The sequence below is a fragment of the Lebetimonas sp. JS138 genome, from assembly GCF_000523335.1.
In the GTDB taxonomy this organism is placed as follows: domain Bacteria; phylum Campylobacterota; class Campylobacteria; order Campylobacterales; family Nautiliaceae; genus Lebetimonas.
On sequence record NZ_ATHT01000001.1, the window covers coordinates 665,001 to 678,454 of the forward strand.

19 protein-coding genes (1 of these 19 only partly in view) are annotated in these 13,454 nt (G+C 31.3%); 16 read left to right on the forward strand and 3 right to left on the reverse strand.

The window, feature by feature from the left end:
* From frr to DZ67_RS0103715, 8 genes are all read left to right on the forward strand, one after another.
* Nucleotides 1-213, forward strand: partial view of a ribosome recycling factor gene (gene frr / locus DZ67_RS0103680; RefSeq protein ID WP_035907071.1) — the end only. The gene continues 342 nt to the left of window position 1, outside the view; 213 of the gene's 555 nt are visible here — the last part of the coding sequence; the start codon falls outside the window, past its left edge; it ends in the stop codon at nt 211-213.
* A gap of 26 nt (nt 214-239) precedes the next feature.
* Nucleotides 240-848: an orotate phosphoribosyltransferase gene (gene pyrE, locus DZ67_RS0103685; protein WP_024787316.1), complete on the forward strand. Its 609-nt coding sequence runs from the start codon at nt 240-242 to the stop codon at nt 846-848.
* On the forward strand, nt 848-1,249 hold the full coding sequence (locus DZ67_RS0103690) for an HIT family protein (protein ID WP_024787317.1): 402 nt from the start codon (nt 848-850) through the stop codon (nt 1,247-1,249). The genes pyrE and DZ67_RS0103690 overlap by 1 nt, the downstream gene beginning before the upstream one ends.
* Entirely contained in the window at nt 1,231-2,271 is a 1,041-nt protein-coding gene (locus DZ67_RS0103695) for an MFS transporter (RefSeq protein ID WP_024787318.1), read from the forward strand. Before DZ67_RS0103690 ends, DZ67_RS0103695 begins: the two co-directional genes overlap by 19 nt.
* Before the next feature lie 18 nt (nt 2,272-2,289).
* Nucleotides 2,290-3,255, forward strand: a complete 966-nt coding sequence (locus DZ67_RS0103700) for an ATP-binding protein (RefSeq protein ID WP_024790734.1) — start codon at nt 2,290-2,292, stop codon at nt 3,253-3,255.
* Complete coding sequence (locus DZ67_RS0103705; RefSeq protein ID WP_024787319.1) at nt 3,237-3,809, forward strand: ribonuclease HII; 573 nt, start codon at nt 3,237-3,239, stop codon at nt 3,807-3,809. The genes DZ67_RS0103700 and DZ67_RS0103705 overlap by 19 nt, the downstream gene beginning before the upstream one ends.
* A gap of 7 nt (nt 3,810-3,816) precedes the next feature.
* Nucleotides 3,817-4,524 (forward strand): glucosaminidase domain-containing protein, encoded by a 708-nt coding sequence (locus tag DZ67_RS0103710; RefSeq protein ID WP_024787320.1) that lies wholly within the window; start codon nt 3,817-3,819, stop codon nt 4,522-4,524.
* A gap of 64 nt (nt 4,525-4,588) precedes the next feature.
* Nucleotides 4,589-5,386: a mechanosensitive ion channel family protein gene (locus DZ67_RS0103715; protein ID WP_024787321.1), complete on the forward strand. Its 798-nt coding sequence runs from the start codon at nt 4,589-4,591 to the stop codon at nt 5,384-5,386.
* Here DZ67_RS0103715 and DZ67_RS0103720 read toward each other — a convergent pair.
* The gene (locus DZ67_RS0103720) at nt 5,383-6,303 is read right to left on the reverse strand and encodes a D-2-hydroxyacid dehydrogenase (protein ID WP_024787322.1); all 921 of its coding nucleotides are present in this window, start codon (nt 6,301-6,303) and stop codon (nt 5,383-5,385) included. The two genes, DZ67_RS0103715 and DZ67_RS0103720, sit on opposite strands and share 4 nt — an antisense overlap.
* Nucleotides 6,304-6,340: 37 nt before the next feature.
* Here DZ67_RS0103720 and DZ67_RS0103725 point away from each other — a divergent pair, with 37 nt between their 5' ends.
* Complete coding sequence (locus DZ67_RS0103725; protein WP_024787323.1) at nt 6,341-7,045, forward strand: DUF3108 domain-containing protein; 705 nt, start codon at nt 6,341-6,343, stop codon at nt 7,043-7,045.
* Here the strand turns inward: DZ67_RS0103725 and DZ67_RS0103730 are convergent.
* A complete protein-coding gene (locus tag DZ67_RS0103730; protein ID WP_024787324.1) occupies nt 7,029-8,363 on the reverse strand; it encodes an acetyl-CoA carboxylase biotin carboxylase subunit in 1,335 nt (444 codons plus the stop codon). The two genes, DZ67_RS0103725 and DZ67_RS0103730, sit on opposite strands and share 17 nt — an antisense overlap.
* The gene (gene accB / locus DZ67_RS0103735; RefSeq protein ID WP_024787325.1) at nt 8,360-8,806 is read right to left on the reverse strand and encodes an acetyl-CoA carboxylase biotin carboxyl carrier protein; all 447 of its coding nucleotides are present in this window, start codon (nt 8,804-8,806) and stop codon (nt 8,360-8,362) included. Before accB ends, DZ67_RS0103730 begins: the two co-directional genes overlap by 4 nt.
* A gap of 76 nt (nt 8,807-8,882) precedes the next feature.
* Here accB and dcd point away from each other — a divergent pair, with 76 nt between their 5' ends.
* From dcd to DZ67_RS0103770, 7 genes are read left to right on the forward strand one after another with little or no spacing between them, the layout of a single operon-like run.
* Nucleotides 8,883-9,443, forward strand: coding sequence for a dCTP deaminase (dcd, locus tag DZ67_RS0103740; RefSeq protein ID WP_024787326.1), 561 nt, complete (start codon nt 8,883-8,885; stop codon nt 9,441-9,443).
* Nucleotide 9,444: 1 nt separating this feature from the next.
* The gene (gene pyrF / locus DZ67_RS0103745) at nt 9,445-10,137 is read left to right on the forward strand and encodes an orotidine-5'-phosphate decarboxylase (protein WP_024787327.1); all 693 of its coding nucleotides are present in this window, start codon (nt 9,445-9,447) and stop codon (nt 10,135-10,137) included.
* Nucleotides 10,137-10,874 (forward strand): thioredoxin fold domain-containing protein, encoded by a 738-nt coding sequence (locus tag DZ67_RS0103750; protein ID WP_024790735.1) that lies wholly within the window; start codon nt 10,137-10,139, stop codon nt 10,872-10,874. The genes pyrF and DZ67_RS0103750 overlap by 1 nt, the downstream gene beginning before the upstream one ends.
* Nucleotides 10,871-11,560 (forward strand): suhb, encoded by a 690-nt coding sequence (locus DZ67_RS0103755; RefSeq protein ID WP_024787329.1) that lies wholly within the window; start codon nt 10,871-10,873, stop codon nt 11,558-11,560. The genes DZ67_RS0103750 and DZ67_RS0103755 overlap by 4 nt, the downstream gene beginning before the upstream one ends.
* Before the next feature lies 1 nt (nt 11,561).
* Entirely contained in the window at nt 11,562-12,410 is an 849-nt protein-coding gene (accD, locus tag DZ67_RS0103760; RefSeq protein ID WP_024787330.1) for an acetyl-CoA carboxylase, carboxyltransferase subunit beta, read from the forward strand.
* Nucleotides 12,410-13,072 (forward strand): thiamine phosphate synthase, encoded by a 663-nt coding sequence (locus tag DZ67_RS0103765; RefSeq protein WP_024787331.1) that lies wholly within the window; start codon nt 12,410-12,412, stop codon nt 13,070-13,072. The genes accD and DZ67_RS0103765 overlap by 1 nt, the downstream gene beginning before the upstream one ends.
* On the forward strand, nt 13,006-13,437 hold the full coding sequence (locus DZ67_RS0103770) for a 23S rRNA (pseudouridine(1915)-N(3))-methyltransferase RlmH (RefSeq protein ID WP_024787332.1): 432 nt from the start codon (nt 13,006-13,008) through the stop codon (nt 13,435-13,437). Before DZ67_RS0103765 ends, DZ67_RS0103770 begins: the two co-directional genes overlap by 67 nt.
* Nucleotides 13,438-13,454 lie beyond the last annotated feature (17 nt).

The following is a 13,454-nucleotide window of genomic DNA, read 5'->3' on the forward strand; positions in this document are numbered from 1 at the left end:
AAAGCAAAAGAGTTTGCAGAAAAAGCAAAAATCGCTATTAGAAACGTAAGACGCGAAGCCAATGATAAAATCAAAAAAATGTTTAAAGACAAAGAAATAACAGAAGATGAAGAAAGAAAAGGACTCGATAAAGTTCAGGAAATAACCGATAGTTTTGTTAATAAAGTTGATGAAACAGTAAATAAAAAAATTGATGAAGTAATGAAAGTATAATTTAATGGAAAATGGGAAATAAAAAAATGAATGTAAAAGATATTTATGAAAAACACGCCGCTTTATTAAAAGGCCATTTTCTTTTAAGCAGCGGAAAACACAGCGAATATTACCTTCAAAGCGCGAGAGTTTTGGAATATCCAGAAGTTGCCGAGACTTTGGCAAAAGAACTTGCAAAAAAAATAATTGAAGCCGGAGTTAAAGTAGATACTGTATGTTCTCCGGCTATCGGGGGGCTGCTTGCCGGATACGAACTGGCAAGGGCTCTTGATGTCAGATTTATTTTTACCGAAAGAGTTAACGGTAAAATGACTTTAAGAAGAGGATTTGAAGTAAAGGAAAATGAGAAAGTATTAATCTGTGAAGACATTATTACAACCGGCGGATCCGCAATGGAAGCGGCAAGAGAAATTGAAAAAAGAGGCGGCAGGGTAGTAGGATTTGGGGCAATTGCCAACAGAGGCGTTTGTAAAAGGGTTAATGGAAAAACCGAGAGAAAACCGGAATGTAAATTACCCCAAAACAAACCTTTTTTTGCTTTAGAAGACTTTGATTTTGAAGTTTATGAACCGGAAAACTGCCCAATGTGCAAAACAGGAAGCAAACCGGTTAAACCCGGCAGCAGAGGAAATTAGTGAACTGCCCTTTGTGTAATCCGGAAAATGAAAATATAATTTTTCAGAATACCCTTTTTAGGGTTATTTTGATTAATGAAATTCCTGGCTACATTAGAATCATTACACAAAAACATATAAAAGAATTCAGCGATTTGGAAGATAAAGAAATAATACAAATAATGCAGTCTGTCAAAAATATTGAAAAAACAATGATAAAACTGCTTAATCCTGATAAAATAAATATTGCTGAATTCGGAAATATGGTTCCCCACCTCCATTTTCACATAATGCCGAGATATATAAATGACCCATGGTGGCCGGCAAGCACTTTTTGTAAAAAAGTAAGAAATTTTACATATCCAGAGTTTGATAAAAACAGATATAAAAAAGCAATAAAAGCGTGCTTAGAGAATTTATAGCCCTTAGTTTATATTATTTCCTCTTTTTTGCATTAATCGGTGATTATGTAATTTTTATGCCAAAAATGTATTCAGCTTATTTTACACCGGCTCAAATAGGAATTCTTTTTTCCATGCTTCCAATTGCCAGATTTTTAACTCCTTTTTTGTTTTTTAAACTTACAATAAATAAAAAAATATTTTTATCGGCGCTTACATTTTCAATATTTGCTTCATTTTTACTTATCAATAAAAATTTTTATTTAATTTCTTTCGCTTTTTTTCTGATAGGGGCATGCTTTAGTATAATATTTCCTTATATTGAAACAATTGCAGTTGAAAAATTAAAAGAAAATTACGGCAGAGCGAGAGTGTATGGAAGTCTGGGATTTATGCTGTTTGGGATTATATTTTCATATTTTAAAATAAATTTCATTTATATTTTTATTATTTTGATGATATTTACCAATATTACAGCTTTATATTTTTTGGAAGACAAATATGTAAAAAAAGAAAACAAACCGATAAATTTTTTTATTGCATGGAAATTCTGGTTTGCTTTAATATTAATGCAGATTAGTTTCGGGGGATTTTATAACTTTTTTACAATTTATAATTTAAATCATAACATTTCAAAAGAGATAAACGGGTGGCTTTGGGCTATAGGGGTAATTGCTGAAATTTTAATTTTTCTAATTCAACATAAATTTATCAAAAAACACTCCCCTCTCTTTTGGATTAAAATTTCAATATTTTTAACATCAATTAGATGGCTGATGCTATATTTGTTTGCCGGCAATATAATGTTAATAGCTCTTTCGCAGCTGCTTCATGCTTTTTCTTTTGCTATATTCCATACATCTGCCATGTTGTATCTTTTTGGAATTTATAAAAACAAAACACTTGCCCAGCAGTTTTATGCAGGAATCGGTTACGGGTTTGCCGCATTTTTAGGAAGTGTCATATCAGGAATTTTATACGGGGAAAATCTTTATTTATACGAAAGCCTGATAGCAATGGCTGGATTTTTAATTATGCTATAATTAAGCAAAAAGGTTTTTATGTTTCCCAAAAAAATATATGACAGAAAAATAAAATTAAATTATGAAAATACATTAATTACCGGCCCTAAAGGGGTGGGAAAAACATTTTTAATTTTTAATTTTTTAAAAAAATTTAAAGGCAGCTGGGAATATTATGATTTTTCTGATTACAGGGAAAAAAACTTTGAATTAACATCTGATTTAATTATTTTTGAAAATTTCGATTTTTCTGTGAAAATCCCTGCTAATAAAACAGTTTTTATAACAAGCTCTGAAAATATTGAAATTGAAAATTTTAAAAAAATAGAATTAAAACCGCTTGATTTTGAAGAATTTTTCGCTTTCGAAAAATCAAATTCCCCAACAAACACATTTGATAAATTTTTAAAACACGGAAATTTTGCAAAAAACGCTTTTGTGGAAGATTATTTTAAAGAAGAATATTTAAAAGATGTGTTTGACCTACTGCCTTTTAATAAAGAAATTTTAAAATTCTTTTTTGCCCATATCGGAGAAAAACTGACTCTTTATCAAATATTTCAGATTTTAAAAAAAAGAATAAAAATAAGTAAAGACAGTTTTTATAAAACAACAAACGAATTAATTAAAAACAGGGTTATTTATGAAGTTGAAAAATATAAGGCACCGAAATCTCCTAAAAAATTTTTTGCTTATAATTTTGCCTTCAGAAATATTTTAACTAATAAAAAAAATTTTTTTCATAAATTTGAAAATATGGTTTTTCTTGAATTAAATGAAAAAGAAATTTATTATAAAGATACCCTTAATTTTTATTTGCCTCAAAAAGAGATGGGAATACTTGTAATGCCGTTTGCAGATGAAAACACAATTTTGGAAAAACTCAATAAAGTAAATGATGTAAAAAAAATTGAAATCATTACAATTTCAAACGAACTTGAAATAAAACATAAAAATTTTGAAGTGGAGGTAAAGCCGTTTTGGCAATGGAGATTTGCGGAATAGACGAGGCTGGACGCGGACCTATTGCAGGGCCTTTAGTTGTGGCTGGATGCTTAATAAGTGAAAAATGTAAAGTAAAAAGTGAAAAATGGTATAAAGAGTTAACAGATTCAAAAAAATTAACCTCTAAAAAAAGAGATGAACTATTTGAAATAATAAAAGAAACCAGTATCTATCATATTGTATGGATTGACAATAAAACAATAGATAAAAAAGGGCTTTCTTTTGCCATCAATTTTGCATTAAAAGTAATAAAAGAAAAAATTAAAGCGGACAAATACCTGTTTGACGGAAACAGTAATTTTGGTGTTAAACAAATAGAAACTATAATAAAAGGGGATTTGAAAATTAAAGAAATAGGCGCAGCAAGTATTTTGGCAAAAGTAAGCAGAGACAGATATATGATAAAAATTGCCGGTAAATATCCCGAATATAATTTCGCCAAACATAAAGGATATATAACGAAGGAGCATATTGAAGAAATTAAAAAATTCGGATTTAGCGATATTCACAGAATCAGCTATAAATTAAAAGCATTAGAACCAACACTTTTTTAGGAGTACAATGAAAAAAATTATTTCACTTTTAATTTTTAATTTTTCACTTTTCACTGTTTTAAACGCAGCTTTCCCGGACTGGTATTATAATATCAGAAATATTAACGAACAAAAAAAAGCATTTGTGGAAATAATGCTGCCTTTAATTCAAACAGAAAACAAAAATATATTAAATTTAAGAAAAAAAATTATAAAAATATTTAACGACCCGGCCTTTTTATTAAAACCGGAAAAAATTGCTTTTTTGGCTAAAAAGGCCAAAAAATACAAAATAAAAAATATACTGAACAGAGATGAATTTTTAAAAAAAATAGACACAATACCCCCTTCACTCGCCCTGGCCCAGGCTGCAATAGAAAGCGGATGGGGAAAAAGCAGATTTGTTAAGTTAGCTAACAACCTCTTTGGACACTGGGAATATTCTAATAATGGCCTTTCTCCAAAAGACAGATATAGTAGCATTGATATAAACTATTCATTAAAAATTTTTCCAAGCATCGAAGATTCCATAAAAGCCTATATGCTGAATCTAAACAGAAACCCGGCTTATAAAGAATTTAGAAATGTAAGATATTTTTATAAATTAAAAAATAAAAAATTTACCGGTCTCATAGCTGCAACTACAATGGAATTATATTCCCAAAAAAGAGATGAATATGTGAAACTTCTTCAAAAAATGATAATCCAAAATCACTGGGAAAAATTTGACAAATAAATTTTGTCATTTAAATATCATTTAAATTTGTTAAAATGCTATTAAATCCTAAAAAGGAGATAAAATGGATAAATATATTAATTTGACAATGCAGTGGGGAATCAAAATCATCGGAGCCATTGCCATTTATATCATCGGTAAATGGATTGCGAAAATTATTACAAATATTGTGAAAAAACTTCTGGAAAAATCAAAAGTAGATATTACACTGGTAAAATTTTTAGGAAATTTAACATATATCGGTCTGCTTATTTTAGTAATTATTACGGCTCTTGGAACATTAGGGGTTGATACCACCTCGTTTGCAGCAATAATTGCGGGTGCAGGTTTAGCTGTAGGTATGGCACTTAAAGATAATATATCAAATTTCGGTGCGGGAGTATTGATTTTATTCCTTAGGCCGTTTAAAATCGGGGATTTTGTTGAAGCGGCCGGAACTTCTGGCGTTGTTGATGAAATAGGTATTTTCAACACTATTATGAAAACAGGGGATAACAGAGTAATTATAATTCCTAACAACAATATAATCGGAAATAATATAATAAATTATTCAAGAGAAAAAATCAGAAGAATTGATTTGGTGATAGGCGTGGGATATGAAGATGATTTAAAACTGACTAAATCTACACTAGAAGAAATTTTAAATTCTAATCCTAAAATATTAAAAGAACCGAAACCGACAGTGGCTCTTGCAGAATTGGCTGATAGCAGTGTTAACTTTAATGTAAGACCTTGGGTTAAGAGTGACGATTATTGGGGGGTAAGAAGCGAACTGCTCGAAACGATAAAACAAACATTTGATGAAAAAGGCATTAATATCCCGTATCCTCAAATGGATGTACACATAGAAAAAACGGCTTAATCCCCGCTTTTTATAAATTTTTCTATATTTTTATAAATTCCTTCCATCAATTTTTCCCTCGCTTCAATGCTGCTCCAGGCCATATGCGGGGTTAATAAAACTTTTTTATTTTTTAAAAGCGGATTATCAATATTTACAGGTTCTTTTTCAAATACATCCAGACCGACAAAAATATTTTTTTCTTTTAAAATTTTTACCAAATCATCTTCATTTATTATTCCACCTCTTCCCACATTTACTAAAATACTTCCTTCTTGCATGAGCGAAAGTTTTTCATAATTTAAAAGATTTTTGGTATTTTTATTTAAAGGCGCATGGATTGTTATTATTCCTGAAGTTTTAAGAAGCTCTTCAAGTCCAACTCTTTTAAATTCTTTTGAACTGTTTTTCCCGCTTGTTGAATAATACACAACCTTGGCCCCGAAACATTCAGCCGCTCTTGCAACATTTTTTCCTATTTCACCAAGTCCTATGATTCCCCATTTTTTTCCTTTTATTTCAAACCAGTTTTGAATATGAGTAAATATTTTTGAATTTGGATATTCTTTCCTTACATATTTATCAAAATAACAAATTTTGTTTATTGAAGCCAAAACCATGGAAAATGTATGCTGAACAACCGCATTTGTGGAATATCCCGCTACATTCTTTACAATTATCCCCTTAGCTTTGGCATATTCTAAATCTACATTATTCATACCCGTTGCCGCAATTTGAATAAATTTTAATCTTTTTGCATTATCTAAAACACTTTTATCGATTACAACTTTATTAGTTACAACTATATCAGCATTTTTAATCCTATCTATTGTTTCATCTTTATCTGTAGTCTGATAAATTTCAACCTCACCGAATTCTTTAAACCTTTCAAAATCTACACTCCCAAGAGTTAATGCATCTAAAAATACTATTTTCAATTTCTTCCTTTGATATAATTTCTAAAAAAGGCAAATTATGAAATATATTTTACTATGTTTTTTATTCTTTTCATTATACTCTAAAACACTAACTGCCACATACGAGGCAAAATACGGCTGGTTCGGTACAATTGCAGCAGCCCAGGGTTTTTTTGAAAAGAATCAAACAAACTATAAAATTCAGACAATAGTAAAAACAAAAGGGCTCGCAGCCGTACTTTCGCATCATATGATACAAAAATACACAAGCATAGGAATAATTAAAAATAATAAACTGATTCCTTTTGAATATATCACATACAGAAAAAGGGGGGATAAAGAATATAAAAGAATATATCTGTTTGACCATAAAAAGAAAACAATTACAAGGATAAAATACTTTAATAACAAATTTGACGGAAAGGAAAAATTCGATTATTATGCGCCTCAGGATATTTTAAGCCTTTATTTTAATTTGCCGTTATATCTCAAAGACAAAAATAAAATTTATACATTTTATGCGTTAGGGGCAAGAAAGCGTGACGGAAGGGTTGATGTAAATTTTTGTAAACAAAATATTTTTGGGAGTAAAGGCGTTTGTATAAAAGCAAATTTATATAATAAAGTTTTTTCAGGGGATAAAGGAATTTTATATTTACTTATAAACCAAAAAAACTGGGTCACTTTAAAAGGAATTGTAAAAAATGTATTAAAAATCGGGGACTTGAAAGGAAAACTTGTTGATTTTAAACAAGTCCCTTAGTTTCTAAATATTTAGTATCATAGTTATTATTTAGAAAATCTTCATTTTCAAGCATTTTTAAATGAAAAGGTATTGTAGTTTTTATACCGCTTATTTGAAATTCCCTCAGAGCCTCTTTCATAATTTCAATTGCTTCATTTCTGTCTTTTCCCAAAACAATTACTTTTGCAATTAAACTGTCATAATATTGTGGAATAATATAACCTGCATATATATGTGTATCAACCCTTACATCTTTTCCTCCCGGGATATAAAGCTTTTGAATTTTTCCGGGATTTGGAATAAATTTATCAGGATCTTCGGCCAAAATTCTGCATTCAAGGGAATGCCCTTTTATATTTATATCTTTTTGTTCAGGTATTTTTTCACCTTCTTCTACTCTTATCATCCATTCAACCAGATCAATTCCGCTTACCATTTCACTTACCGGATGTTCTACCTGAAGCCTTGTATTCATTTCCATAAAATAAAAATTTAAATTTTTATCTACTAAAAATTCAATTGTTCCGGCTGAATAATATCCTATAGCTTTAGCGGCTTTTACAGCCGTTTCATGTAATTTATTCCTGGTTTTTTCATCTAAAATAACTGCCGGGGATTCTTCTATAAGTTTTTGGTGTCTTCTTTGAAGAGAACAGTCCCGCTCACCCAAATGAATAACATTTCCGTGTTTGTCGCCTAAAATCTGAACTTCAACATGGCGCGGTTTTTCAATATATTTTTCCATATAAATAGTTGGGTCTCCAAAAGCACTCTGGGCTTCACTTGAAGCTGCCAAAAAAGCATTTTCTATATAACTTTCATTTTCAACAACCCTCATTCCTCTTCCGCCTCCGCCACTTGCCGCTTTGAGAATAACAGGATATCCTATTTCAGCAGCCGCTTTTTTAGCAGCTTCAACATCTTTTACAGCCCCGGCACTGCCAGGAATTACGGGAACACCGGATTTTTTCATAACTTCTTTGGCTTTTGATTTATCGGCCATAAGCTCCATAACTTCAAGACTCGGACCTATAAAAGCAACATTATGGGCTTTGCATATTTCTACAAACGTCTGGTTTTCACTCAAAAATCCGTATCCGGGGAAAATTGCGTCACATTCGGTAATTTCTGCCGCACTTATTATAGAGGGTATGTTTAAATAACTCTCATTGCTTCTTGGACCACCCACACAAACGCCCCCGTCGGCAAAATTAAGATAAACTGCATCTCTATCGGCCGTAGAATAAATTGAGACAGCTTCTTTTTTTAATTTATGTATAGCCCTGATAGCCCTTAAGGCAATTTCCCCTCTGTTTGCTATTAAAATTCTTTTCATAATTTTTTAACCTTAAAAAGGGGAGTGTCAAATTCAACAGGTTGGCCGTCTTCCACTAAAATATCGAGTATTTCACAATCAAATTCGGCTTCCAATTCATTCATTATTTTCATAGCTTCTATAATGCAAAGCGTATCTCCCTTTTTTATTTTATCGCCCACTCTTACATAAGGAGGGGAATCCGGGCTTGGAGCCTGATAAAAAGTCCCGACCATCGGAGAAGTAATAAGCTCCCCTTCCACTTCACACTTAGGTTTTGCTTCTACTTTTTGAACAGCCTTAGGAGTTTCTTCCAAAGCCAATGCCGGTGCCGGTGTCTGGGCAGGAGCGGCTTTTACAGATTTATCAAGAAAAATCCTAAATTTTTCATTTTCAAGTTCCAAAACATTGGCTTTTGAATTATCAAATATTTTTACAATTTCTTTTAATGTTTTAATATCCATAATATTAACTCCTTAATCCTTTTTAAAATGATATCATAAATTTGATATAATTTTAAATATTCAAAAAAGGATGCCAATGGGTGTAAAATCTGATAAATGGATTAGGACAATGGCCAAAGAATTTGGCATGATAAATCCTTTTGAAGAAAAACAGGTTCGCACAAACACTATAAGCTACGGAGTTTCTTCATACGGATATGATATAAGAGTAAGCGATGAATTTATGGTTTTTACAAATATAAATTCCACTATAGTTGACCCTAAAAATTTTGATGAAAACAATGTAGTTAATATTAAAGGCGATTGCATTATTCCTCCAAATTCATTTGCACTTTGCAGGAGTGTGGAATATTTTAAAATGCCAAGAGACGTACTTGCAGTATGTGTTGGAAAATCAACTTATGCAAGATGTGGGATTATTGTAAATGTAACACCGATTGAACCTGAATGGGAAGGGCATATTACTATAGAAATAAGCAACACCACACCTCTTCCGGCAAAAATTTATGCAAATGAGGGAATTGCACAGTTAATTTTTCATAGTGCTGATGATGAAATGTGTGAAATCAGCTACGCCGATAAAAAAGGAAAATATCACGGGCAAAAAGGAATTACCCTTCCTAAGGTGGATAAATAAAATGAAACTCTGTATTGCTTTAGATTTATCGAGTAAAGAAGAAAATTTAAAATTAGCTAAAGAAATTGGCGAATATGCAAATGATATTTGGCTTAAAGTCGGTTTTAGAAGCTATATAAGAGACGGAAACGAATTTATATTTAAATTAAAAAACTTAGGCTATAATATTTTTTTAGATTTAAAATTGTATGATATTCCAAATACAATGGCTGATGCAGCAGAAGAAATCACAAAACTTGGAATTGATATGTTCAATATTCATGCAAGTGCAGGTGAAAAAGCAATGAAAGAAGTAATGAAAAGAATTTCTAAATTCGAAAAAAGACCGTTAGTTTTGGCGGTAACGGCACTGACCAGTTTTTCAAACGATGAATTTAAAAAAATATACGGAAACGATATCGATATTAAAGCCAAAGAATTCGCAAAAACAGTTTTTCATTCCGGGCTTGATGGAGTTGTATGCAGTGTTTGGGAAAGCAAGGAAATTAAAAACATCACTTCAAATAATTTTATTACACTTACGCCTGGAATAAGACCGTTTGGAGAAGATGCAGGAGACCAAAAAAGAGTTGCTGATATAAAAGCGGCAAAAGAAAATAAAGTTAATTTTATAGTTGTGGGAAGACCTGTTTATCAGGATAAAAATCCAAAACAAAAAGTTGAAAAAATATTAAAAAAGCTCAAGGAGAATTAATGAAAAAAGTATTTTTAAGTTTAAGTGTAACAATAAGTCTATTTGCAAGCGATAAACTGTTACCTCAAAAAGAATTAAATTCCGTTTTAAAATCAAGTATTTTATATCCAAGACTCGCTCAGGATATTAAAAAAGGCCTTATCAAAGTCAGAGGTGTAAAAAAAGACGGATTTTATATAATAAACATTCAAACAAAAAGAGGAGCCGGAAACATTTATATAACAGCCGATAAAAAATATACTGTTATAGGAAGAATATTAAACAATAAAAACGGAAGCACATTAAGCGCAAATTTTCCGGTAAATAAAAAAATAGTAAATGAGGGAATCTCTTTCAGTTTCGGAAAAGGTAAAAAAGATTTGTATGTTGTTACAGACCCTGAGTGTCCGTTTTGCAGAATGATGGAACAGAAAACAAAAAATAACCTGGCAAAAAATTACAGAGTTCATGTAATTTTGTTCCCTTTGCCGTTTCATAAAGACGCAAGGGCAATGAGCTGTTATATTTTAGCAGGAAGAACAAATAAAGAAAGACAAAAAAGATTTAAAGAAACTTTGCTTGGCGGAAATGAATGGAAAAATTATAAACCTTCAAAAACAGAACTCAACAAATGTTACAGCGAGCTTGAAAAATCAAAAAGAGCGGCAATTGAACTTCAGGCAAAAGGCACACCAAGCGTATATGATGAAAATTTTAATTCTATTGAATGGCCGAGTTTAGTTAAAGGTAAAAAATGAGTTTTATCGATGCTACTTTATGCGCAAGTTTAAAAATCATAAGGGCCCTTCACGAAGAAGAAGGTATTTTTGAAGCCAAAGGAATAGGATACGGAGGGGACAGAAGTTTAAAAATAGACCTTTTGGCAGAAGAAATGTTTATAAAGGCATTAAGCCACTATGGAAATATTTTTTCAGAGGAAAGAGGGTTTATAGACAACGGGAAAGATAAAAGAATTATAATTGACCCGATTGACGGAAGTTACAATGTCTCAAACCATATCCCCTATTTTGGAAGCAGTGTTTATCTTGAAGATGAAGCAGCTGTTATTGTAAATTTAAGTAACGGTGATTATTTTGTTAAAGACAAAAACGGCAAAAGATTTGAAAATTTATTTAGAAAACCGTTTCAGTCAAATTACAGACACGATGTCGTTTTATTTGAAAAGGCATACAAAAATCCGGAAATTGTCGCAAAATTAAATAAACATAATTTAAAATTCAGAGCACCTGGTGCACTCAGTTTATCCCTGTGTTACGGAGAATTTTCAAAAGCAGTAATATACAAAGGGGAAATAAGGGAATTCGATATTGCCGCCGCAAAATTTTATAACAGCGAATATTTCTGGTATTTTGAGGAGAGTTTGATAATAATGGCACCTAAAAAAAATGATTTGGAAGAAATTCTAAGGGTAATAAAGGAATAAAATGGGATTCAGTAATTTTTTGAAAAAATTTAAAAAACCTCAGCCTAAAAAAGAAGACACCTCTAACAACTGGATAAAATGCCCCGCCTGTGGCGCAATAAGTTTTTACAAAGAAGTTCAAAAACAAAACAACACATGTCCAAAATGCGGATATCATTTCAGAATGAGCGCAAACGACAGAATAAAATTACTTGCCGATGAAGATACTTTTACTGAATTTGATAAAAACTTAAAACCGAACGACCCTCTAAATTTTGTGGATAAAAAAAGCTACAAAAAAAGAATAGAAGAAAATTACAAAAAAACACAAAACTATTCTTCTGTAATAAGCGGAGAATGCAGAATTAATTCTATCTTAACCCAGCTTGTAGTGTTTGATTTTAACTTTATGGGAGGAAGCCTGGGAAGCGTTGAAGGTGAAAAAATAGTAAGGGCTGTAAAGAGAGCCATTGAGAAAAAATGCGGTTTGGTTATTGTATCCACCAGCGGAGGCGCCAGAATGCAGGAGAGCACATTTTCTCTTATGCAAATGGCTAAAACATCCGCAGCACTTGCAAGTTTATCTGAACATAATCTCCCGTATATTTCTGTTTTAACAGACCCGACTTTCGGGGGAGTAAGCGCAAGTTTTGCATTTTTAGGCGATTTTATTATTGCAGAACCCGGGGCAATGATTGGATTTGCAGGACCTAGGGTTATTAAACAGACAATCGGAGAAGATCTGCCGGAAGGCTTTCAAAGGGCGGAGTTTTTACTTGAGCACGGGTTAATAGATATGGTTGTAAAAAGAGACAAATTAAAACAGAGTATTGCCGATTTATTAAAATATACGCTAAAGAATGCCGGTTAATGATTTATGCCCTCTTAGACTGGGATACGCTGCAAAAATATCATTTATCCATTAAAGATTTTTGCAAAACGGCAAAAGGGCTCAAAGCAAAATTTTTACAATACAGAGACAAAAATTCCTCTCTGGAAGAAAAACTAAACAGACTCCGTGAAATTAGAAAACAGTGGAAAAAAACATTAATAATAAATGATGCAATAGAACTTCTTCCTTATGCTGACGGAATACACATAGGACAGGAAGACCTTGAAAATTTATGCAAAAGATTTAATCTATCAAAAAAAGAAGTAATATTAAATTTAAAAAATGGGAATATTAGTGGCCAAGTTCCAAGTTCCAAGTTACAAGACAACAAATTTAAAACCAAAATTGTTGGTCTTTCCACACACAATAAAAAAGAGATACTTAAAACCAATAAACTGCCGCTTGATTATATAGGGCTTGGGGCTTACAAAAAAACTTCCACAAAAGATACATCAAATATTTTGGGAAAAAAAGTAATAGAACTTATAAAATTTTCAAATCATCCTGTTGCAATTATAGGCGGAGTAAAAATTTATGATAAAATTCCAGCCATAAAAGTAATAGGAAGTGATATATGCAAATTAACGTCTATTCGATTGAAAAAAAAGAAGAATATAAAAAAGAGATTGAAGAATTTATAAAAAAATCACGCCCCTTTGCAGATGTTAAAAATATAACACTCTATTCTAAAAATCTTTCCAAAACAAATAATCCAAAAAGAGAATATTCAAACATTTTTGAAAAATATACAGCTGAGGGGTTCAATATTATATTGACACCCGAAGGGAAACTGATTGATTCAATTGAATTTTCAAAGATGTTTGAATATCCGAAAATTAACTTTTTTATAGGGGGTGCGTGGGGATTTGACGAGGAATTCAAAAAAAAAGGGATTAATGTTTCGCTGAGTCCTTTAACTATGAGTCATAAAATAGCAAAAATTGTTTTATTTGAACAAATTTATAGAGCTCTCAGTATAAAAAACAATCATCCGTATCATAAATAGTGAAAATGGTGAGTTGT